17 protein-coding genes are annotated in these 22279 nt (G+C 62.7%); 8 read left to right on the forward strand and 9 right to left on the reverse strand.

Translation table 11 applies throughout. The features are described from left to right. The first annotated feature begins 62 nt into the window (after positions 1-62). The 3 genes from KI610_RS16885 to KI610_RS16895 are packed head-to-tail and all read left to right on the forward strand — an operon-like array spanning position 63 to position 2930. Positions 63-857 carry a thymidylate synthase gene (locus KI610_RS16885; protein ID WP_226496109.1) on the forward strand — a complete coding sequence of 265 codons (795 nt, stop codon included), beginning with the start codon at positions 63-65 and terminating at the stop codon, positions 855-857. Between the two features lie 2 nt (positions 858-859). Then, the gene (gene pgi / locus KI610_RS16890) at positions 860-2461 is read left to right on the forward strand and encodes a glucose-6-phosphate isomerase (RefSeq protein WP_226496110.1); all 1602 of its coding nucleotides are present in this window, start codon (positions 860-862) and stop codon (positions 2459-2461) included. Then, positions 2454-2930 (forward strand): dihydrofolate reductase, encoded by a 477-nt coding sequence (locus tag KI610_RS16895; RefSeq protein ID WP_226496111.1) that lies wholly within the window; start codon positions 2454-2456, stop codon positions 2928-2930. Before pgi ends, KI610_RS16895 begins: the two co-directional genes overlap by 8 nt. A 57-nt stretch (positions 2931-2987) precedes the next feature. Here KI610_RS16895 and KI610_RS16900 read toward each other — a convergent pair whose 3' ends face one another. From KI610_RS16900 to KI610_RS16915, 4 genes are all read right to left on the reverse strand, one after another. Further along, entirely contained in the window at positions 2988-5216 is a 2229-nt protein-coding gene (locus KI610_RS16900) for an arginine/lysine/ornithine decarboxylase (RefSeq protein WP_226496112.1), read from the reverse strand. A 71-nt stretch (positions 5217-5287) separates the two neighbouring features. After that, positions 5288-5854 (reverse strand): dCTP deaminase, encoded by a 567-nt coding sequence (gene dcd, locus KI610_RS16905; RefSeq protein ID WP_226403733.1) that lies wholly within the window; start codon positions 5852-5854, stop codon positions 5288-5290. Between the two features lie 72 nt (positions 5855-5926). Next, complete coding sequence (gene apbC / locus KI610_RS16910; protein WP_226496113.1) at positions 5927-7018, reverse strand: iron-sulfur cluster carrier protein ApbC; 1092 nt, start codon at positions 7016-7018, stop codon at positions 5927-5929. Positions 7019-7096: 78 nt separating this feature from the next. Beyond that, a complete protein-coding gene (locus tag KI610_RS16915) occupies positions 7097-7780 on the reverse strand; it encodes a response regulator transcription factor (protein WP_226496114.1) in 684 nt (227 codons plus the stop codon). A gap of 195 nt (positions 7781-7975) precedes the next feature. On the opposite strand from KI610_RS16915, the gene metG reads away from it, so the two are divergent. Both metG and KI610_RS16925 read left to right on the forward strand, forming a co-directional pair. Further along, positions 7976-10066: a methionine--tRNA ligase gene (gene metG, locus KI610_RS16920; RefSeq protein WP_226496115.1), complete on the forward strand. Its 2091-nt coding sequence runs from the start codon at positions 7976-7978 to the stop codon at positions 10064-10066. Positions 10067-10481: 415 nt separating this feature from the next. Next, the gene (locus KI610_RS16925) at positions 10482-10814 is read left to right on the forward strand and encodes a hypothetical protein (protein ID WP_226496116.1); all 333 of its coding nucleotides are present in this window, start codon (positions 10482-10484) and stop codon (positions 10812-10814) included. Here KI610_RS16925 and KI610_RS16930 read toward each other — a convergent pair. Beyond that, complete coding sequence (locus tag KI610_RS16930) at positions 10811-11005, reverse strand: ribbon-helix-helix protein, CopG family (RefSeq protein ID WP_226496117.1); 195 nt, start codon at positions 11003-11005, stop codon at positions 10811-10813. The genes KI610_RS16925 and KI610_RS16930 overlap by 4 nt on opposite strands. A gap of 105 nt (positions 11006-11110) precedes the next feature. On the opposite strand from KI610_RS16930, the gene KI610_RS16935 reads away from it, so the two are divergent. The 3 genes from KI610_RS16935 (at position 11111) to KI610_RS16945 (ending at position 14480) form a co-directional block, all read left to right on the forward strand. Continuing rightward, positions 11111-12802 carry a SulP family inorganic anion transporter gene (locus KI610_RS16935; RefSeq protein ID WP_226496118.1) on the forward strand — a complete coding sequence of 564 codons (1692 nt, stop codon included), beginning with the start codon at positions 11111-11113 and terminating at the stop codon, positions 12800-12802. A gap of 12 nt (positions 12803-12814) precedes the next feature. Beyond that, positions 12815-13153 (forward strand): zinc ribbon domain-containing protein YjdM, encoded by a 339-nt coding sequence (locus KI610_RS16940; protein WP_226496119.1) that lies wholly within the window; start codon positions 12815-12817, stop codon positions 13151-13153. A gap of 232 nt (positions 13154-13385) precedes the next feature. Then, the gene (locus KI610_RS16945; protein ID WP_226496120.1) at positions 13386-14480 is read left to right on the forward strand and encodes a DUF748 domain-containing protein; all 1095 of its coding nucleotides are present in this window, start codon (positions 13386-13388) and stop codon (positions 14478-14480) included. A gap of 106 nt (positions 14481-14586) precedes the next feature. Here the strand turns inward: KI610_RS16945 and KI610_RS16950 are convergent, their stop codons facing one another. Genes KI610_RS16950 through KI610_RS16965 form a run of 4 tightly spaced genes read right to left on the reverse strand, consistent with a single transcriptional unit; the run spans position 14587 to position 22278 of the window. Then, complete coding sequence (locus tag KI610_RS16950; RefSeq protein WP_226496121.1) at positions 14587-16044, reverse strand: complex I subunit 4 family protein; 1458 nt, start codon at positions 16042-16044, stop codon at positions 14587-14589. Then, entirely contained in the window at positions 16041-17543 is a 1503-nt protein-coding gene (locus KI610_RS16955; protein WP_226496122.1) for a complex I subunit 4 family protein, read from the reverse strand. The genes KI610_RS16950 and KI610_RS16955 overlap by 4 nt, the downstream gene beginning before the upstream one ends. Further along, complete coding sequence (locus KI610_RS16960; RefSeq protein WP_226496123.1) at positions 17540-19066, reverse strand: proton-conducting transporter transmembrane domain-containing protein; 1527 nt, start codon at positions 19064-19066, stop codon at positions 17540-17542. The genes KI610_RS16955 and KI610_RS16960 overlap by 4 nt, the downstream gene beginning before the upstream one ends. Continuing rightward, positions 19063-22278, reverse strand: coding sequence for a DUF2309 domain-containing protein (locus tag KI610_RS16965; RefSeq protein ID WP_226496124.1), 3216 nt, complete (start codon positions 22276-22278; stop codon positions 19063-19065). Before KI610_RS16965 ends, KI610_RS16960 begins: the two co-directional genes overlap by 4 nt. Between the last annotated feature and the right edge of the window lies 1 nt (position 22279).

The following is a 22279-nucleotide window of genomic DNA, read 5'->3' on the forward strand; positions in this document are numbered from 1 at the left end:
GCGACGTTTCGGCCTGCCATGTAGAATAGATCGTTTATTGATAGCTCCGGACAGCCGACTCGATGCAGCCCTACCTTGACCTGATGCGCCACGTTCTCGAGAACGGGCACGAAAAATCCGACCGCACCGGCACCGGCACGCGCTCGGTCTTTGGCTGGCAGATGCGTTTCGATCTAGCCAAGGGTTTCCCGATGGTCACGACCAAGAAGCTCCATCTGAAGTCCATTGTTCACGAATTGCTGTGGTTCCTGCAGGGCGACACCAATATCGCCTACCTCAAGGAAAACGGCGTCCGCATCTGGGACGAATGGGCCGACGAAAACGGCGATCTCGGACCGGTTTACGGCAAACAGTGGCGCCGCTGGGAAACGCCGGACGGGCGTGTGATCGACCAGATCACGCAACTGGTGGGCAGCCTCAAGAACAACCCCGACTCGCGCCGCCATGTTGTTTCCGCATGGAATCCGGGCGACGTCGACAGCATGGCGCTACCGCCCTGCCATTGCCTGTTCCAGTTCTACGTGGCGAATGGCAAGCTGTCCTGCCAGCTCTACCAGCGCAGCGCTGACATCTTTCTCGGTGTGCCGTTCAACATCGCTTCCTACGCCTTGCTTACCCTCATGCTGGCCCAGGTCTGCGGCTACCAGCCGGGCGAATTCGTCCATACATTCGGCGACGCGCACATTTATTCGAATCATTTTGACCAGGCCAAACTCCAGCTTTCGCGCGAAATGCGCCCGCTGCCGACGATGTGGATCACTCCCACGGTCAACGACATTTTTGCCTTCAAATTCGAAGACTTCCGTCTCGACGGCTACGACCCGCATCCGCACATCGCCGCCCAGGTGGCCGTCTGACCATGCAGGTGCCACTTCGTCCCGCCTGGCTCGCGCTGGCCGAACACGCGCGCAGCATCAAGCACCGCCACCTGCGCGACCTATTTTCAGCTGATCCGGCGCGTTTCTATCGCTTCTCGGTGCAGGCCGACAATCTCCTGCTCGACTACTCGAAACAGCGCCTCGACCAGCACACCATGGGCTTGCTTCGGCAACTGGCCGAACAGGCCGGCTTGCGCACCTGGATCGAGCGCATGCGCACCGGCGAGCCGATCAATCACACCGAAGGCCGCGCGGTCCGCCATGCCGACCTGCGCGCCGGTGATGCGGCACCGCCCGAGGTCAAAAGCGTGCTCGCCCGCCTGGCCGGCTTTTGCGAACAGATCCACGGCGGCCAATGGCGAGGCTTTTCGGGTGAGCGCATCACGGATGTCGTCAATATCGGCATCGGCGGTTCGGATCTCGGCCCGCGCATGGCCGTCCACGCCCTGGCCGCCTTCCAGCAGCCCGACATCAACGTCCATTTCGTCTCCAACCTCGACAGCGCCGATCTGGCCAGCACGCTGACCCGCCTCAACCCGCGCAGCACCCTGTTCATCGTCGCCAGCAAGACCTTCACGACGCTGGAAACCATGGCCAACGCGCGTACCGCGCGCAACTGGATAGTCGCCGCGGCCGGCAACGAAGCGGCCATTGCCCGGCATTTCGTCGCCGCCTCGACCAATCTGGCCGCCACGGCCGAGTTCGGCATCGCACCGGAAAACGTCTTTGAATTCTGGGACTGGGTCGGCGGCCGCTTCTCGCTGTGGTCGGCCATCGGCCTGCCCATCGCGCTGGCCGTCGGTTTCCGTCATTTCGAACAACTGCTCGCCGGCGCCCACGCCATGGACGAGCATTTCTTCAAAGCCACGCCCGACAGCAACCTGCCACTGACGCTGGCCCTCGTCGCGCTGTGGAACACCAACTTCCTCGACGCCCACAGCCACGGAGTCTTTCCCTACAGCCACTCGCTGGCCCTGCTGCCCTCGCACCTGCAGCAGCTCGAAATGGAAAGCAACGGCAAGCGCGCCAACCGCGACGGTCTGGCGGTCGATTACCCGACCAATCCGATTTTGTGGGGCGAAGCCGGGACCAATGGCCAGCACTCATTCTTCCAGCTACTGCACCAGGGCAGCGCGCTGGTTGCCTGCGATTTCATCGCCCTCGGCAAATCCGACTTTCCGCTGCCTGGCCACCACAGCGGCCTGCTCGCCAACTGCCTCGCCCAGTCGTCGGCGCTGGCTTTCGGCCAGACTGTCGAGGAAGCACGCGCCGCCGGCATCCCCGAGCATTTGCTGGCCTTCCGCCGCTTTCCCGGCAACCAGCCGTCGTCGACGCTCATCCTGCCCGAGCTGACCCCTTTCACCCTGGGCCAACTCATCGCGCTCTACGAACACAAGGTTTTCTGCCTTGGCGTGCTGTGGAACCTCAACTCCTTCGATCAGTGGGGCGTCGAACTCGGCAAGCAACTGGCCGGCAAGCTCGCCCCCTGCATACGCGACGAGGCGCCGACCGACGGTCTCGACCCGTCGACGCGCGGACTGATCAATCATTTGCGCCGTTTCCGGAGCGAACCCCATGACTGAAGTCGTCATCATCGCCGCCGTGGCGAAGAACCGCGTGATCGGCAAGGATAATCAGCTAATCTGGAACATTCCCGAAGACATGGCGCACTTCAAGGCGCTGACGGCCGGCCACACGGTGATCATGGGGCGCAAGACCTGGGAGTCGCTACCGCCGCGGTTTCGTCCGCTACCCGGCCGGCGCAACATCGTGATCAGCCGGCAAACCGACTACGCCGCCCCCGGTGCCGAATTGGCCGATTCCCTGGAAAACAGCCTGAAACTGGCATCATCCGCCGACACCGTTTTCATCATCGGCGGCGAGCAAATTTACGCCCAGGCGATGGCCTTGGCCGACCGCCTCGAAATCACCGAAGTCGACCTCGAACCCGAGGGCGATGCGTGGTTTCCCGAGATTTCCACGGTCAACTGGAAAAAAACATCAAATTTGAAAAGCGCGGGCTGCGCTTTCGTCACCTACCGGAAGCAGTAAATCATCGTCGTCCGGAGCAGCGTTTTACACGCTGCACCGAACGACGATTCGTGCCTGTCAGCGCACGCAATCCACGTAGTAACGCCCATCGGCCCCCTTGACCAGACCATGGACGTCGGTCTCGAACCCGGGGAAGCGGGCATTGAATTCGCGGGCAAACTTCAGGTAGTTGCAGATCGTCGCGTTGAAGCGCTCGCCCGGAATCAGCAGCGGAATACCCGGCGGGTAAGGGGTCAGCAACACGGCCGTGACGCGGCCTTCGAGTTCATCGACCGGCACGCGCTCGATATCGCGATGCGCCATCTTGGCGAAGGCATCGGCCGGACGCATGGCCGGCACCATGTCCGACAGATACATCTCGGTGGTCAGGCGGGCCACGTCATTCTGCTTGTAAACGCTGTGGATCTGCGTGCACAAATCGCGCAGGCCGACGCGCTCGTAGCGCGGGTTCTTCTGTACGAACTCGGGCAGCACCTTCCACAGCGGATGGTTCTTGTCGTAATCGTCCTTGAACTGCTGCAGCGCCGTCACCAGCGTGTTCCAGCGGCCCTTGGTGATGCCAATGGTGAACATGATGAAGAAGCTGTACAGGCCGCACTTCTCGACGATAACGCCGTGTTCGGCCAAGTACTTGGTGACGATGGCGGCCGGGATACCGAATTCGTCGGCAAAGTCGCCATCGACGTCGAGGCCCGGGGTGATGATCGTTGCCTTGATCGGGTCGAGCATGTTGAAGCCGTCGGCCAGGTTGTTGAAGCCGTGCCAGCGCTCGCCCGGCTTGAGCATCCAGGCTTCGCGCTCCTCGATACCTTCCTCGGACAGGTCGTCCGGCCCCCAGACCTTGAACCACCAGTCGGCGCCCCACTCCTCGTCCACCTTGCGCATGGCGCGGCGGAAATCGAGGGCCTCGGCAATCGATTCCTCGACCAGCGCCGTACCGGCCGGCTCCTCCATCATCGCCGCCGCCACATCGCACGAGGCGATGATCGAGTACTGCGGCGAAGTCGAGGTGTGCATCAGATAGGCTTCGTTGAAGATATCGCGGTCGAGCTTCTGGTTCTCCGCATCCTGGACGAGAATCTGCGAGGCCTGGCTCAAGCCGGCCAGCAGCTTGTGCGTCGACTGCGTCGAAAAAATCATCGACTCCTTGCAGCGCGGACGATCAGCGCCGATGGCGTGGTAATCGCCATAGAAATCGTGGAAAGCGGCATGCGGCAGCCAGGCTTCGTCGAAATGCAGCGTGTCGATCTTGCCATCCAGCTCCTGCTTGATGTCCTCGACGTTGTAGAGGATGCCGTCGTAGGTCGACTGGGTGATGGTCAGAACGCGCGGCTTGGCCGTCTTATCGGTGATGAACGGGTTGGCGGCGATCTTCTTCTGGATGTTCTCCCAGAGGAATTCCGACTTCGGGATCGGCCCGATAATGCCGAAATTGTTGCGCGTCGGCATCAGGAATACCGGGATGGCGCCGGTCATCATGATGGCGTGCAGGATGGACTTGTGACAGTTGCGGTCGACGACAACGATGTCGTTGGGCGCGACGGTCGAGTGCCAGACGATCTTGTTCGAGGTCGAGGTGCCATTGGTCACGAAATACAGATGGTCCGAATTGAAAATGCGCGCCGCATTGCGCTCGGAAGCGGCGACCGGGCCGGTATGGTCGAGCAACTGGCCGAGTTCCTCGACAGCATTGCAGACGTCGGCACGCAGCATGTTCTCGCCGAAAAACTGGTGGAACATCTGGCCGACCGGCGACTTCAGGAAAGCGACGCCACCGGAGTGGCCCGGGCAATGCCAGGAATACGAGCCGTCCGCCGCGTAATGAACCAGTGCGCGGAAGAACGGCGGCGGCAGCGAGTCGAGGTAGGCGCGGGCTTCGCGCTTGACGTTGCGGGCGATGAATTCCGGCGTGTCTTCGAACATGTGGATGAAGCCATGCAGCTCACGCAGCACGTCGTTCGGAATGTGGCGCGAAGTGCGCGTCTCACCGTGCAGGAAGATCGGGATCTCGGCATTGCGGTTGCGGATTTCCTTGACGAAGGCACGCAGCTCGGCCAGCGTCTCTTCCGGCTCAAGAGCCAGCTCTTCGTCGTCAATTGACAGGATGAAAGCCGAGGCGCGGCTCTGCTGCTGGGCGAACGAGGTCAGGTCGCCGTAACTGGTGACCCCCAGCACTTCCAGGCCTTCCTTCTCGATGGCTTCGGCCAGCGCGCGGATACCGAGACCGGAGGTGTTCTCCGAACGGAAGTCTTCGTCAATGATGATGACGGGGAAGTGGAAGCGCATGTTGAATCCTTAAAATGCGGCGACCCGCCGCAGCGGGTCACAGAATAAGACGATTTCGTTACGGTCTGAGGTCAGATTTTCGGCAAAGTGACACCGACCTGCCCTTGGTACTTGCCGCCACGGTCCTTGTACGACGTCTCGCAGACTTCGTCGGACTCGAAAAACAGCACCTGGGCACAACCTTCACCAGCGTAGATCTTGGCCGGCAGCGGCGTCGTGTTGGAAAACTCCAGCGTGACGTAGCCTTCCCACTCGGGTTCGAAGGGCGTGACGTTCACAATGATGCCGCAGCGGGCATAAGTGCTCTTGCCGAGACAAACGGTCAATACCGAGCGCGGAATGCGGAAGTACTCCATCGTGCGGGCCAGCGCAAACGAGTTCGGCGGAATGATGCAGACATCGGACTCAATCTCGACGAAAGACTTCGGATCGAAGTTCTTCGGATCGACGACGGTCGAGTTGATATTCGTGAACACCTTGAATTCGCGGGCGCAGCGGATGTCGTAGCCGTAGCTCGACGTGCCGTAGGAAACAATTTTCTGACCATTGGCTTCGCGCACCAGCTCCGGCGAAAACGGCTCGATCATGCCGTGCTCTGCCGCCATGCGGCGAATCCACTTGTCTGATTTGATGGTCATTTTTCCGGTTCCGCTCGACAAAAAACAAAGGCGGGATTTTACCCGCCTTTGTCTGGGGTTTTGGCAAAAAACTTACGTATTCTGAACCACGATATTGGGGAACTTCGAGGTCATGTCCTTGGCCTTCTCGCCAATCTTGACAGCGACACGGCGGGCTATGGCGCGGTAGATCTCAGCCGTCCGTGAATCCGGCGCGCCGACCACGGTCGGCTTGCCGCCATCGGCCATCTCGCGAATCGCCAGTTCCAGCGGCAAGCTCCCCAGGAACTCGACATCGTAATCGGCACACATCTTCTGGCCGCCACCCTCGCCAAAGATATGTTCTTCGTGGCCGCACTTTGAACAGATGTGGATGCTCATGTTCTCGACGATGCCGATGATCGGAATATTGACCTTCTCGAACATTTTCAGGCCCTTGCGCGCGTCGATCAGCGCGATGTCCTGCGGTGTCGTGACAATCACCGCACCGGTCACCGGCACCTTCTGGGCCAGCGACAGCTGAATGTCGCCAGTGCCCGGCGGCATGTCGACGATCAGGTAGTCGATATCGTTCCAGTTGGTCTGGCCGAGCATCTGATCAAGCGCCTGGGCGACCATCGGGCCACGCCAGACCATCGGCGTCTCGACATCGACCATGAAGCCGATCGACATCGCCTGCACGCCATAAGCCTCCAGCGGCTCCATGCTCTGGCCATCCTTCGATTCCGGCTGCTGGCCGGCCAGGCCGAGCATTTGCGGCTGCGACGGGCCATAGATATCGGCGTCGAGAATGCCGACCCGGGCCCCTTCCTGAGCCAGCGCCAGGGCCAGATTGACCGCTGTCGTGCTCTTGCCGACGCCGCCTTTGCCGGAAGCGACGGCAATGATGTTCTTGACCCCCGGCAGCAGCTTGACGCCAAGTTGCACGGAGTGGGCGACGATCTTGCTGAAAACATTGGCCGAGACGTTGCCGACGCCCGGCAACGTGCGCGCGGCAGCGATCACCTGCCGGCGGATCGGATCGATCTGGCTATTTGCCGGATAGCCCAGTTCGATGTCGAACGACACATCGTTGCCATCGATTTTGACATTCTTGACCGCCCTGCCGGCAACGAAATCCTTGCCAGTATTGGGGTCGACCGCAGCAGATAGCGCAGCCTTGACTTGCTGTTCTGTAAGACTCATGGAAACTCCGGTTTTGGGGTGAGCAACGGGCAATACCCGAGTGATTTTGTCCAGTATACCCGAAACCGTTGGTGGAAATCAGCCCTGCTGGACAGTATCCAGACGATAGCCCTGACCATAAACAGACGACAGCATCAGCCCGCTTTCGCCAGCCAGCCCGAGTTTCTTGCGCAGACGACTAGCGTGGGTATCGACGGTCCGCGTATCGACCCCGGCATCGCGCGCCCAGACGCTGGTCAGCAACTCATCGCGCGACAGCACGCGACCGACGTTGTTCAACAAGATAACCGCCAGTTCAAACTCGCGCTGGGTCAGATCGACATCGACACCGGCCAGCTTGATGCGCCGTCCTTCCATGTCGATCTCGATGCTGCCGAACTGTACGGTGGCCGGACGTGCCTGGCGGCGGCGCAGCAGGGCATGAATGCGCGCCATGAATTCCATGTAGCGGATGGGCTTCGGAATATAGTCGTCGGCGCCCAGGCGCAGAATATCCGAGGCCGCCTCCTCGTCAGTACGCCCCGTGCAGAAGACGACCGGAACGTCCCAGCCGCACTTTTCGCGCACATGTTTGAGTACTTCGTCGCCGCCAATATCGGGCAGGTTCCAGTCAATCACGAAGAAATCGAAATTTCGCGTCTTGAGCGCCTCGATGCAGGAGCGCCCATCCGCAAAGACCTCGACCTGATGTCCTTCACTCTTCAACAGCGCCTTGAGTACCTCAGCCTGGCTTCTACTGTCCTCGACCACTGCAAAATTCATAACCCCTCCCATTTCGCCGCGATTCTGCGCCCATCATGCGCCTTCGGCAATGATCCACCGATCATGTTTTACCAAACAAGCATACTAGTTTACGTTCTGCAACAATTGCCAGCGAATGTGCCTTGGGGATTTGTGAATCGCCTCCCTGCTTCCTCGCGGTAAAATTGCCCTTTATTTTTCCAGCCTTGCCCATCCATGTCGCGCAAAATACTCGTCACCTCTGCCCTGCCCTACGCCAACGGCGCCATTCACCTTGGCCATCTGGTCGAGTACATCCAGACCGACATCTGGGTAAGGTTCCAGAAGATGGCCGGCAACGAATGCTGGTACGTCTGCGCCGACGACACGCACGGCACGCCGATCATGCTGCGCGCCGAAAAGGAAGGCATCACGCCGGAAGCCCTGATCGCCCGCGTCCACGGCGAGCATTCGCGCGACTTCGCCGGCTTCGGCGTCGGCTTCGACAATTTCTACAGCACCAACTCCGACGAAACGCGCGACTGCGCCAACGACATCTACCGCAAGTTGCGCGCCGCCGGCCTGATCGAGACACGGACCATCGAGCAGTACTACGACCCGGTCAAGCAACTGTTCCTGCCTGACCGCTTCATCAAGGGCGAATGCCCGAAATGCGGCGCCAAGGACCAGTACGGCGACAACTGCGAGTCCTGCGGTGCCGCCTACGCACCAACCGACCTCAAGGAGCCGTATTCCGCCATCTCCGGCGCCAAGCCGGAACTGCGCAGCTCGGAGCACTATTTCTTCAAGCTATCAGACCCGCGCTGCGAGTCTTTCCTGCGCGCGTACACCAGCAAAGAATATGGCGTACTCCAGCCGGAAGCCGCAAACAAGATGCAGGAATGGCTGGGCGCCCCCGGCGAGAACAAGTTGACCGACTGGGATATTTCCCGCGACGCGCCCTACTTCGGCTTCGAGATTCCCGACGCACCGGGCAAGTATTTCTACGTCTGGCTCGACGCACCGATCGGCTACATGGGCTCCTTCAAGAACCTGTGCAGCAAGAACGGTCTGGACTTCAACGAATACTTCAAGCCGGATTCAACGACAGAGCTTTACCACTTCATCGGCAAGGATATCCTCTACTTCCACGCTCTGTTCTGGCCAGCCGAACTGGCCCACGCCGGGTTCCGCACGCCGACCAAGATTTTTGCGCACGGCTTTCTTACGGTCGACGGCGCCAAGATGTCAAAATCGCGCGGCACCTTCATCACCGCCCAGAGCTACCTCGACACCGGCCTCAACCCCGAATGGCTGCGCTATTACTACGCCGCCAAGCTGTCGGCGAGCATGGAAGACATCGACCTCAACCTCGAGGATTTCAGCGCCCGCGTCAATTCCGACCTGGTCGGCAAGTACGTCAATATCGCCAGCCGCTCGGCCGGTTTCATCGCCAAGCGCTTCAATGGCCAACTGGCACCGGCCGCTGCCGACCTGCCGGCCATCAAGTCCATCCAGGAAGCTGCCAGCCGCGTCGCCGAACTCTACGAAGCCCGTGAATTCGGCAAGGCGATGCGCGAAATCATGGCACTGACCGATGCCGCCAATCAGTACGTCGATAGCGTCAAACCGTGGGAACTGGCCAAGCAGGAAGGCCGCGAAGTTGAACTACACGCGGCCTGCACCAATGCGCTCAATCTCTTCCGCCTGCTTACCGTACTGCTCAAGCCCATCCTGCCGGTAGTCGCCGGCAAGGTCGAGAAATTCCTCAACATCGCACCGCTCAACTGGAGCGATACGCAAAGCCTGCTCGCCGCCGGTCATGGCATCAACACCTACGAGCACCTGATGACGCGCGTCGATCCGAAGCTCATCGAAAAACTGGTCGAGGCCAACAAGGAATCACTGGCGCCGACCCAGGAGCAACAATCGCAGCAGCGCCACGCCGAGCATCAGCAGAACGAAGTGAAGGCTGAAAGCCCGTGGGAGCCGTTCTGCAACATCGACGACTTCATGAAGGTTGACCTGCGTATCGTCCGCATTGCCAACGCCGAACACGTCGAGGGGGCCGACAAACTCGTGCGCCTGACGCTCGACGTCGGCAACAACGAAACACGCAATGTCTTTGCCGGCATCAAGGCCGCTTACGACCCGGCGCAACTGATTGGCAGGCTGACCGTCATGGTGGCCAATCTTGCACCACGCAAGATGAAATTCGGGTTGTCGGAAGGCATGGTTCTGGCCGCCTCGGACACCGAGGGCAAAACCCCCGGGATTTTCCTTTTGTCGCCGGATTCGGGTGCTCAACCCGGAATGCGAGTGAAATAAAGCGATGCCGCTGGCAACGGCCGGCGCAGCAGGGAATCCACTGCTGCGCCGCAGCAAAATTGTGACACAACCTAAGGTATCACTTTAACTTAGCCAGCCAATCTAGCTACACCGTTTAGGCTTTTGGAACTATCCACAAAAACTGTGGATAAGTCTGTGAATGAATCAAGGGGTAAGTCGCTAAGTGACCGTTCCACAAGGATTTTCCTTACCCTGCCCGAAACTTGAGCTTAATGACAATTCATTGATTTTAAACGATATTTAATTCTTCACGTCAATCTGGCAAATCTATCAGCCAGAAAGAAAAGTTGAGTACCAAATCGCCCCAACTCTGTGCATAAGTCAAGCCTCGACTTTCGCTTTGTCAAGACCATTTGATAAATATCAAAAAACCGATCCACTACCAGCCACGCCCATGCTCAATCGAACCAATCGCCCACCTCGCCCGACGCTGACCGGCCCGATATTTCTCTATGCGCTGGTCGACATGTTCGGCCTGGCCTGCGTCGGCATCGGGGCCAGTTGGTTTGCTGCCGGCAAGGGGGCGATTCTGGCCGACTTCCCGACGTCGACCGTGGAAGCCGTGGCCTGCACCGCCGGCGGCGTTGCCGTCATGCTCTGGGCGGTGGCGCGCATCCTGCGCGAACTGGCCAAGCAGTCGCCGCAAATGCAGGCCAAGTTCGATGCCTATCTCAGCGCAAATCACCCGGACAAGGTGCGGAAAGCGCCTGAAAACGAACCGGATTAATCGGCGGGCTTGCCGCTCGGCTTGAGCCACGCCGGCAACTCGCGGTCGCCGGCATTTTCAATGATGTACTCACGCACCAGGCGACGGACAACCTGGGATGAAGTCAGATCCTGGGCGGCGCAGATTTCCTCGAAGATTTTCTTCTTCTGGGGATCGATCAGGATGGTCAAGCGGGCTGTGCGTTTCTCCATGACTCACTCTTGTTTGATTCGTGTTACATCATATTAACATGTGATTAATATTGACGATTAATAGGGCACTCATATAATGCTGCGCTTACCCTCCGAGCGCGCATCATGAAAATCGCCTTCCGTCCCAAGCTGCTGGATTGCCTGCCAACTTATAATCGCGCGCAATTTGGCAAGGACCTTGCGGCGGGAATCACGGTTGGCGTCCTCGCCCTGCCGCTGGCCATGGCCTTCGCCATCGCCTCGGGCTGCTCGCCGACGGCCGGCATCTGGACGGCCATCGTGGCCGGCCTGATCACCTCGGCGCTGGGCGGCTCGCGCGTGCAGATCGGCGGCCCGACCGGCGCCTTCATTCCCATTGTTTACGGCATCGTCGCCATCCACGGCTATGCCAACCTGATGGGCGCCACCATTCTGGCCGGCATTTTTCTGCTTGCCATGGGTCTCGCCCGCATGGGGCAACTCATCCGCTTCATCCCGGTTACCGTCGTCATCGGCTTCACCAACGGCATCGCCGTCGTCATCTTCCTTGCCCAGATCAAGGATTTCTTCGGCCTGCAAATCGACAGCCTGCCGGCTGAATTCTTTCACCGCATCAAGACCCTGGCCGCCAACGCCCACACGGTCGACCTGCCGACCCTCGGCCTGGCCTCAGCCTGCTTTGTCTTCCTCCTTTCCTATAATTGGCTGGCCCAACGCTTATCATTGCTGCGCCGCGCCCCCGGTCCGCTCGCCGTGCTGCTGGTCGGAACGCTGATTTCCTACCTGTTCGACCTGCCGGTACAGACCATCGGCAGCCGCTTTGGCGGCATTCCGCAGGAACTGCCCGGCTTCGGGCTGCCCGACCTGTCGATTCACGATTTCGGCAAACTGATCTCGCCGGCCATCACCATCGCGCTGCTCGGTGCCATCGAGTCGCTGCTCTCGGCCCGCGTTGCCGACAGCCAGATTGACGACCGTCACGACCCCAACCAGGAGCTGGTGGCCCAGGGGCTGGCCAATATCGCCGCGCCTTTGTTCGGCGGCTTTGCGGCGACCGGCGCCATTGCCCGCACCTCGACCAACGTCAAGTCCGGTGGCCGGACGCCAATCGCCGGCATGGTCCACGCCGCCGTGCTGCTCGGCATCGTCCTCGTTGCCGCGCCGCTCGCCTCGTACGTCCCGCTCGCCACGCTATCGGCCATCGTCATGGTGGTCGCCATCAACATGGGCGAATGGCACCAGTTCGTCGAATTGCGCCGTTACAGCTACAACTACCGGATCATCCTGCTCGCCACCTTCTTTGTCACCGTGCTCTTCGACCTGACCATCGCCGTCGAGCTGGGCATGGTCCTGGCCAGCCTGTTCTTCATCTACCGCATGTCGGAACTGACCAAAATCGATCGCCTGCCGCTCAGCGAAGAAGCCCAGGAACCGCAGTTCCTCTACCCGGACGGCACGATGCGGGTCGCTGCCTGGCAGATGTTCGGCTCGCTGTTCTTCGGTGCGGTGAACAAGCTCGAAGAACTACTCGACCCGCGCGAGGGGCATCCGGAAGTCGTCATTCTCGACATGACGCGCCTGATCCAGCTCGACACCACCGGCCTCGAAGGCCTTGAGAATCTGCGCGACAAGCTGTCGAAACGCGGTTGCACGCTAATCGTCTGCGGCATGAACTCGCAACCCGGCTCGCTGCTTTACCGGTCGGGCTTCATCGATCATCTCGGCGACGACAATGTCTGCCTCGATTTGACGGACTCCCTCAAACGCGCCTACATCCTGCTGCCCAATCTGATGGGCGGTTTTGAAGAAGATTACTGAAAAGGAAACACCATGAGCGGCTTGCCAAACTGTCCGAAGTGCAAATCGGAATACACCTACGAAGACGGCACCAACTACGTCTGCCCGGAATGCGCCCATGAGTGGAGCAAGGATGCCGGCGAAAACGCCGAGCAGGCCCGCGTCTGGAAGGACGCCAACGGCAACGTGCTGCAGGACGGCGACTCGGTCACCGTCATCAAGGACCTCAAGATCAAGGGCTCGTCGTCGGTCGTAAAGGTCGGCACCAAGGTCAAGAATATTCGCCTGATCGACGGCGATCACGACATCGACTGCAAGATCGACGGCATCGGCGCCATGCAACTCAAGTCGGAATTCGTCAAGAAGGCCTGATTTTCAGACTTCCACGGTCAACCGGGCTTGCTACGGTCAACCGTAAAAACCGGCCAAAAATGAAATTTTCCGGTGGGCGACTCGGGTGGTGTTCAGCGGGTCGGCCCAAACAAAAGAGACGTCCATTCGCCGGTCAGGGAGAGCACGCGGGTGGCGGGCAGCGTAGCCTCCGCATTGAGCGTCGGGCGAATTTGGGTACCATTTGCAGCTCAAGCAAATTCCCGTTGTCGCCATGAACTTTCAACTCCGCTCCCGGCGCCTGCTTGGCATCCTGATTGCCTTGCTGGTCGTGCTGTTCCTGGTTTTCCAGGTGGCTGTGCATGGGCTCAAGGGTCGGATCGAGCAGGCGCTGGGGCCGAGCGGGGAAATCCGCGAGATGCGTGTTGGGCTGGGCGGGGTGGAGATTCTCGGGTTGCGCTTGCCGGCGCTCAGCGGGGGCAAGCCGGCGTGGCCGGCGGCGGATTTGCTGCGGGCGGAGCGGGTGCTGGTGGTGCCTTCGCTGCTCGATTTGTTCAGCGCCCGGATTGTCGTGCGCAGCATTCGCATCGAAGGGGCTTATCTTTCGATGTTGCGCACGACGGACCAGAAGTTGCACGTTCTGCCGGGGCTGACTGACCGCCCCGCCAAGCCTGCCGATAGCGGGCCGCAGATCAGCATCGGGCATATCGAACTGGTGGACAGCGCGATTGAATACTTTGACGCGAGCGTCAGCCGGCCAGCCCTGAAAATTCGCCTGGAGCAAATCGCGCTTTCGCTCGACGACCTGCATCTGTCGGACCTGCTCGGCCAGAGCAGGCTGCAGGTCAGCGGCGTGCTCAAGGGGCCGCATCACGACGGTCGGCTGGAGATCATTGGCCGGACGGAATTTGCCAGCAAGGAGTCGGATATCAAGGCGCGCCTCGATGACGTGGACCTGCTGGCCCTCAAGCCCTACCTGATCCGCGCCGCCGACACCGGCGTCAAGCGCGGCAGCATGGATCTGGAGATCCACTCGGTCGTCGCCAAGGGCCGCCTCAACGCCCCCGGCATGCTGACCCTGCACGATCTGGAACTGAGCAGCAACGGCTCCTTCATGGGCGTCCCCCAGGCCGCCGCCGTGGCGCTCATGAAGAGCCGGGAAGGCGCCATCCAGATCCAGTTCACCCTCGACGGCGACATCAACGACCCACGCTTTTCCCTCAACGAACAGATGCTGATCCGCATCGGGGCGGGCCTGGCGGAAAGTCTCGGCATCAGCCTCGAAGGGCTGACCCGGGGCGTCGGCGGGGCTGGCGGCAACGTTGTCCGTGGACTGGGCGAGACGTTCGGGAAGTTGCTCGGGCAGTAAGCCGGCCCGCAACACCGGATTCCGGATTCCCGATTCCCACGGTCAACCGGGTTTACTACGTGAAACGTAAAAACGGCCAAAATTGAAATCCAGGGCACACCCAGGATCAGCGCCCCAGCCCTGCCGCCCACGCTTCAGCCGCCGGCCTGACGATCTCGATCCACGGCCCGGGGTTGATGCCAATGCCGACGATCATGACGATCAGCGCGACAAGCACGGCCCATTCGCGCGGCCGCAGATCGCTGGCATTGGCCACCGTCGCCCGGGTCACCGGGCCGAAAAATGCTTTGCGATAGAGCGACAAGAAACCGCCGGCCGCGATGGAGAGGCCGAACAGCGCGGCCATGCCGGCACCGGTGTGGCTTTGCAGCGCCGCGATGATGAGCATGAATTCGCCGGGGAAGCTGCTCGTGCCCGGCATGCCGACCCCCGCCAGGCCGCAGATCATGAAACCCGTGGCGAGCAGCGGCATGGTTTTGGCCGCGCCGCCCAGCGCGTTGACGTCGGTTGAACCGGTGCGCTGACGCAGGAATTCGAGCAGCACGAAAGCCCCGCCGGTGGCCACCGAGAAGCTGAGCAGCAAGGACACCGCGCCCTGCGCCGCCTGCGCCGTGTAGGACGCCAGGCCGAGCACGGCCAGCCCGACATGGCAGATGCTGGCGTAGGCCAGGCCGACGCGCAGGTTGCTCTGGGCCAGCATGCCGACCGCGCCGTAGAGGATGGCGACGGTGCCCAGCCCGGCGAGCAGCCAGTGCAGGTCGAGCGCAGCCTGCGGCGCGAGCGGGATGGCGAAGCGGATGAGGCCGAAGGCGCCGAGCTTGAGGCCGACGATCAGGGCCGTCAGCGAACCGGGCGCGGCCAGCGCGAACTGCGGCAGCCAGGTGTGGAGCGGGACGAGCGGTACCTTGGCGCCGAAACCGATCAGGCAGAGCAGGAAAACCGCCGTTTGCGTCGACCGCGGCAGCGGCGCGCCGAGCAGGACCGTCAGGTCGAAGGTCAGCACCGGCTGGCTGGTGGCGAGGATGACGAAGGCGATGAGCAGCGGGATGCCGCCGGCCAGCATGATCAGGAAATAGCGCGCCGCAGCGTGGGCGCTGCCGCCGGTCACGCCCCAGCGACCGAGCAGGAAATAGAGCGGGACCAGCGTCAGTTCCCAGAAGACGAAGAACAGCGCCGTATCGAGGGCGCAGAAAATACCCAGCGTCGCCATCTGGAACAACAGCAGCAGGCTGTAATGCAGGCGCGGCGCGTCGGGCACCGCGTTCCAGCTGGCGACCAGCGAGCCGAGAAATAGCAGCGCCGTGGCCGGCAAAAACAGCACGGAAATGCCGTCGACCGCGACCAGGTAATGAATATTCAGGCTGGCGATCCACGACACCCGTTCGAGCAGTTGAAAGCGCGCCCCGGCCGGGTCGTAGGCGACCAGCGCCGCGGTGGCCAGAGCCAGCGTGACGAGCATGGTGAAGGCCACGACATGGCGCGTCGCCCGCGCCGGCAGCAGCCAGATCGCCGTGATGCCGGCCAGCAGACCAAAAATCAGCAGAGAGAGCAGCGGCAGGCTCATCGCACGAACCTCGCCGCGGCCGCCTGGCTGGCCGTTTCGGTCAGGTACAGCCAGGGTTCGGTGAAGAAGCCGATGGCCAGCATGGCGGCCAGCGCGATGCCGCAGACGACGTATTCCATCGGCAAGGTGCGGTCGACATCGTGGCCGCCGGCTTTCGCCTGCGACAGGAAGGCCCGCTGAAAAGCCCAGAGCAGGAAGCCGGCCGCCGCGACGTTGCCGAGAGCGGTCGCCACCGTCGGCAGGGCGCCGAATTTGTCGATGGAGGCTTCGAGAATCAGGTGAGCGGCATCGAAACCCGGCGTGCCGGGCATGCCGACGATGGCTAGGCCGAAGGTCAGGAAGGCGATGGCGAGGAAGGGAATGCGCTCGAACAGGCCGGAGAGTTCGTGCAACTCGGTCGTCCCGGTGCGCCGGAAGACGAAGCCGACAATGAACCACATGCCGGTCACCGCCAGCCCGAAGTTGGCGGCGAGCAGCATGGCGCCCTGGATGCCCGACTCGTGCAGGCTGAACAGGCCGATGACGAGCAGGCTGGTGTGGCTGACCACGGCAAAGGCCAGCAAGCGGCGCAGGTTGCTCTGCTGGAAAGCCAGCGCTGCCGTGAAGAAGACGCCGGCCATGGCGAAACCCACGACGTAGGGCTGCCAGGTCTCGACCGCCGCCGGGGTCAGCGGCAGGACAAAACGCATCATGCCGTAGATGCCGACCTTGACGCCGACCATGAGCGCCGGGGCGACGGCGATCAGGCCATGCTGCGCCATGTTGGGCAGCCAGCCGTGCAGCGGGAAGAGCGGCGTGCGCACGGCCAGCCCGTAAAACAGCAGGTAGAAGGCGGCAGTCTGGAACTTGCCGACCGGCACGGCGCCGACCAGATCGAAGAGATCAAAGCTCCACCGGCCGCCCGTCGCCTCGGCATGCCCCCAGCCGAGCACCAGACAGCCAGCCGCGAAGAGCACCCAGCCGAAGGCCTGATACTGGACGAAGCGGGCCAGCGCGTGGATTTCGGCCCGCGACGAAGCCCAGCGCCGGAGCAGGAAAACCACCGCCCACAATTCGAGGGCCGAGAAGGCGGCGAACCACGCCACATTGACCGTCACCAGCATGCCGACCAGCCCGGTTTCGGCCAGCAGCAGCACGGCAAACAGCCGCCCCGGCGAGATCATGCCGCGGCTCATGCCGTACAGCGTCATGAGCAAAGTCAGCAGCGCAACGAGCAGCAAAAAGAGCAGGCTCAGGCCGTCGACTGCAACGTGGTAGGCCAGCGGCGCAAAGCGTTCGGCCAGTTGCAGGGCGGGCAGGGTCGGGTTGATGTGGCTGACGGCGACGATGCAGAGCAGCAGTTCGCCCAGGGCGAAGACCTTGCCGAGCGTGACGCCGGTGCGCCGCTCGTCGAGGGCATAAACCACGGCCGCGCCGAGCAGCGGCAGCAATTGCAGGGCGAGCAGCAGCGGCAGGCTGGCCTGCTCGGTCCAGAAAATTTCGCTCAGGCCGCTGGTCATAGAATCACCACGAAAGTCGCCATCACGGCCATCATCAGGTAGCGCGGCTGTTCAAGCAGGTTTTCCAGCGTGCGCAGGTAGGCGCCGGCCCGGTGCATGAGCTTTTCCGCCGTGCCGCCCTTGCCGCGCAGCAACAGGCGGTATTCGATGCGCTGCAGGACATCCGAGGCCCAAGCCAGCAGGCGCCCCGGCAAGCCATCGACGACGACCAGCGGGCGGTCAGCATGGACCGCCTTGCCCTGCCCCGGCTGGCCGATGGCATGATCAATGAAATGCTCTTCGAAGGCGTGGGCATCACGGGAAAACGACTCGGTTGGCTGGACGAACAGCGTATCGGCCAGTTTGTCGAGCCAGAAACGTTGCAGGGCGGCGGTGTACAGCAACTGATTGTTACGCAGCCAGGCCGGCGGCGGAGGCGGCCGCTCGCGGGTGATGACCAGCCACGATGGCGCGACGAGGAACTGCCAGACCCGCCAGCCGGCATGCAGGCAGAGATGGACGAGGGCCAGCGTCGTCCAGCCCAGCCCGATGGCAACGAACATCAGCGAGACCTGGAACAGCGTCGCGAAGATCAGCGCCGACTTGACGTCGGTCTGCACCAGGCCGCACAGCCAGGCGTAGATCGCCGTCAGGACGCCGGCGACAACCAGGCCGAACATGACGTCCGGGACCTGGACGAGCAGCGGTTCGAGGCGCAGCATCAAATAGACGCCGGCATGGACCATGACGGCGCCGTAGAAGATGGCCGATGACGGTGTCGGCCCTTCGAGCGCCTTGGTGATCCACGCCGAGAACGGCAGTTGCGCCGACTTGGCGAGCGCCGCAATGACGAAGCCGATGACCAGCAGCCGGTCATTGACGACGCTGATCTGCGAGGCTTTCGAGAGCAGGGTCCACTCGAAACCGCCGAGCCAAGTGGCGGCCAGCCCGAGGGCGAGCAAAAAGCCGGCATCGCCGCCGCGATTGGTGACAAAGGCGAACAGCGCGTTGCCGGTCGCCACCGGCCGATGCCAGGCATAACCGATGAGCAGGAAAGACGAGACGCCGCACATTTCCCAGCCGACGAAGGCGAGCAGCCCGTTGCCGGCGAGCAGGACAAGCTGGATGCCGGCCAGGAAGAAACTGAGGGCGATGAAGAAGCGATGGAAGCCGGCCTCGCGGTGCAGGTAATTGGCCGAGAAACGCATGACCAGCCAACCGATCAGTGCCGTCAGCGTGCCCAGCGTCAGCGACAGCGGGTCGAGCATGAAAGAGAAGGTGGCCTCCCAGTTGCCGTTGCCGAACCAGTGGGCGAGGCGAAGATGGCCGGGCGGGGCGTCGATCAGGGCCAACGTATCGATGGCCAGCATAAGGACCAGACCGCCGAAAGCCGCCAGCGACGACAGGCGGGCGGTCAGCGGCTCGGCAGCGTCGCCGGTGGCCGTGCCGAGGAGAACCCGGGTGGCGTTGATGACGACGGCGACGAGGGGCAGGACGGGGACGAGCCAGATCCAGTTAGGGAGAATTTCGAGCAGGACCATCATTTGGGCTCCTTGAAGCTCGCCATCGTCGGGAAAATAGCTCCCTCCCCTTTATGTCCCGTAGGGACGGTATCCCCTGGGACAAGGGGAGGGTTGGGGAGGGGATGGGTCAGCGGGCTTCCGTGCCCGAACCCATCCCCCTCCCTGCCTCCCCCTTGAAGGGGGAGGAGCGTAGTTGCCCTGGCCCCACCAAGAACAATCGCCGGCGCCAGCGCTTCCGACTCACCGGCGAACCAGTCTGCCGAGCGCCCCACCTGCGGCAGCACAGCCGAGCCAGACCACGGCAGCCAGCCGCGGCGTGGGCAGTAAAGCTCGATTGCTGCGGTCAACGGGGATTTGGCGGCCAAAATAATCCATTCGTTATTGATCAGTTCCTGCAGCGGCAGCTGGCGATTGAGGATGGCGGTCAGCACTTCCGGCGTCTGTTCAACGACGACGAGCAGGCGCATCGGCTCGTGGATTTCGACCATCTGCCAGGGCAGGCCGGTGCGCAGGTCGGAGTCGGCGCCTTCCATGACGCCGAACAGGCCGGTGATGTTGTGGGTGATTTTCGAGCCGCAGCCGAAATGTTCGTTGTCGACCGTCGAGAAATAATATTCAAGGGCGATGCCGGCGCCGACCGGTCCGGCGGCGAGCAGGATGCCTTCGACGATGCTGCCGTCGTCATCGCTGGCCGGATCGTAGGAAATCAGGAAAACGCGGCGGTCGAGGAAGAGGCCGCGACTCATGTCGCGCCGGCCGATGAAAGCGGCGGCATTGGTGGCGTGGCCCAGTTCCGGCCGCGCCTGGGAAATGTCGCTGGCCCGGCCGAGCATGTGCTGGCGGGCTTTCCACGGGGTCGGACGAACGGGCGCCGAGGCCAGGCGGCGACAGCGCTCGGCCGCATGCGCCCGGCAGGCTTCGCCGATCTGGGCCAGCAGCGTGTCGAGCGCTGCCTGGAAGCGTTCCGGCACGGTGTCGAGGTCGTACCACTCGACGCCGTCGTCGCAGGTGTTGTGCTCGGCGGCGATGAACCAGCAGGTTTCGGGAACCAGCAAGCCATGCGCCGCCAGCCCGGCCCGGACTTCGGGACGATTGGCCATGGCCGCGAAAATCCGCGCATTCGGCCCGCCGTGCTTGCCGGAGCAGGCGCCGCAGTCGTAGGCCGAGAGGTGGGGATTGTTCCGGCTGCCCGAGCCGTGGCCGAAGAACAGGACGAGCGGGGCGAAATTGCCGGCCAGACCGATCATGCGCAGGAAGTCTTCGACGTACTTGATCTGCTCGGCATCGGTCAGGCCAAGTTGCGGCTGTTCCGGCGTCGCCTCGATTTTCTGCTCGGCGGTCAGGACCAGCCGGGTGGCCAGCCGGCCGTCGTATTGCTCGCGCCAGCGCCGTGCCGTTTCGGCGAACCAGCCGGGGGCCAACGTCACCGCCGTCAGCGCGGCGATGGCCGGCAGGCTGCCGAGTGCAGTCAGAATCGGGCCGGCCACGGCGCGCCGGCGCGTCGCCTGATAGAAAAGTTCGCGCCAGTGCAGGCGCTTTTCGCGGCGGGCGGCGCGCTGGCCCTGTTCGATTTCGCCGCCGACACCGCCCAGTTCGCGGACGAGTTGGGTCGGCCGCACGACAATCGGGCAGAGCGCCGTCTTGCCCGGGTCGTCCAGCCCCTGCCAGTAGATCGGCACGCCGAAGAAGCCGACGGCGCCATAGGTGACGATGTCCGGCGCGATTTCTTCGAGATGGCGGCGCGTGCCCTCCTCGCGGTCGTCCATGCACATGACGACTTGCGCCGATGGCGTGGCCGGCGCGGTCTGGCGCGGATAGTTGGCGGTCAGCGCCGAAAAAAGCTGTTCGCGGTAATGGCGTTCGTAGGCAAGCAGCCAGATCTGGCTGCGCTGCTCGGCAGTCAGGCTGCCGGCGCAGGTTTGCAGGGCGGCGACTTCTTCGCGGCTCAGCGTTTCGAGGTCAGACAGCGTCAGGCCGAGCTGCCGGCTCAGCGCAGCGAGGCGCCACGCGTCGCCGTGCGCTTGCGCCCGGCCGACGAGCGGCGCCACGGATTCCGCCAGGAGACGCCACTCATCGGCGTCGACATGGCCGTTGCGGGCCAAATCGACGAGCCGCGCGGCGCGATCTTGCTTGGCTTCGGGTAGCCAGGGGGCATGGCGGATGTCGCGGATGAGCAGTTCTTCCGGATGTGCGACGTAATAGGCCGGCAAATCGGCCAGTGTCGTCGGGCCGCCGGTCACGCGCCGGATCAGATCGTCGGTGAGCAGCCGTTCGAGGAGGACGCGGACGGCGAGGTAATCGATCATGGCGACCGGCGTGCCGTCGCCGCGTTGCGGGTTGCGGTCGCGCCACAGGAACATGCCGGACCAGCCGGGCAACTCAAGGGACAGGCGCTGCAGGTAGCCGTACCACAGGCTGTCGTCCGGCATCAGCCGGGGCAGTTCGTCCAGCAGAACGTCGATCGGGTTGTCCGGCAGGTGCAGGATTTCGTCGCGGACGTTGGGCAACTCATCCATTTCCCACGCCAGATCGAGCCCGGCACTGGCCCGCCAGGCGGCGAAGAAGCCCTGATCCTGAGCCGGGTTGCGCCAGGCGGCGACGCCGAGGTCGAGATGCGCCGCCAGATGGCGCTGCAGGATGCTGCGCACCCGTTCGAGGATGTCCTCGTCGGCCAGATGTTCGAGCAGGCCGCGCCACGTCCAGCCCTTCCCCACCCGCGCCTGCAAGACAGCCCAGCGGCCCGACGCCTGGGCTCGCCAGGGCTGCGCCTCCGGGCTGGACACCGATGCTACGGTCAACCGGAAAAAATGGTCAAAAATGAAATCTTCTGCCAGCCCGCCCTCGCGCTGCAGCCAGTCCAAACGGCTGGCATCTGGCACTTCGTTGCCGGCCTGCAGACTGGCCAGGAGGATGTCGCGCCGGGTGAGCGCCCGCACGACCGGCAAATCCAGACCGGCCAGGCCGAAATCGTCGAAGGCGGCGCTCAGGTCGTCGGCGCTGATGCGTCCGCTGGCCAGGCAGTCGCGGAACTTCGCTTCCGGCCAATAAGTGGTCGCCCCGGTCAGCGCCGAAGCTGCCGTCAGCGCCTCGGCAAACGGCAGATGCTGGAAGCCGTGCAGGGTGTTGTGGTGCACGAAATCGCGGATCGGCGCCTGCGCCGGCAGCACATGCGTCAGATGCTCGACCCAGTGGGCCAGGCGCTGGCGGATGGGCAGGTCGTGTTCGGCGTTCATC

It is taken from the genome of Ferribacterium limneticum (genome assembly GCF_020510565.1).
Lineage (GTDB): Bacteria > Pseudomonadota > Gammaproteobacteria > Burkholderiales > Rhodocyclaceae > Azonexus > Azonexus limneticus_B.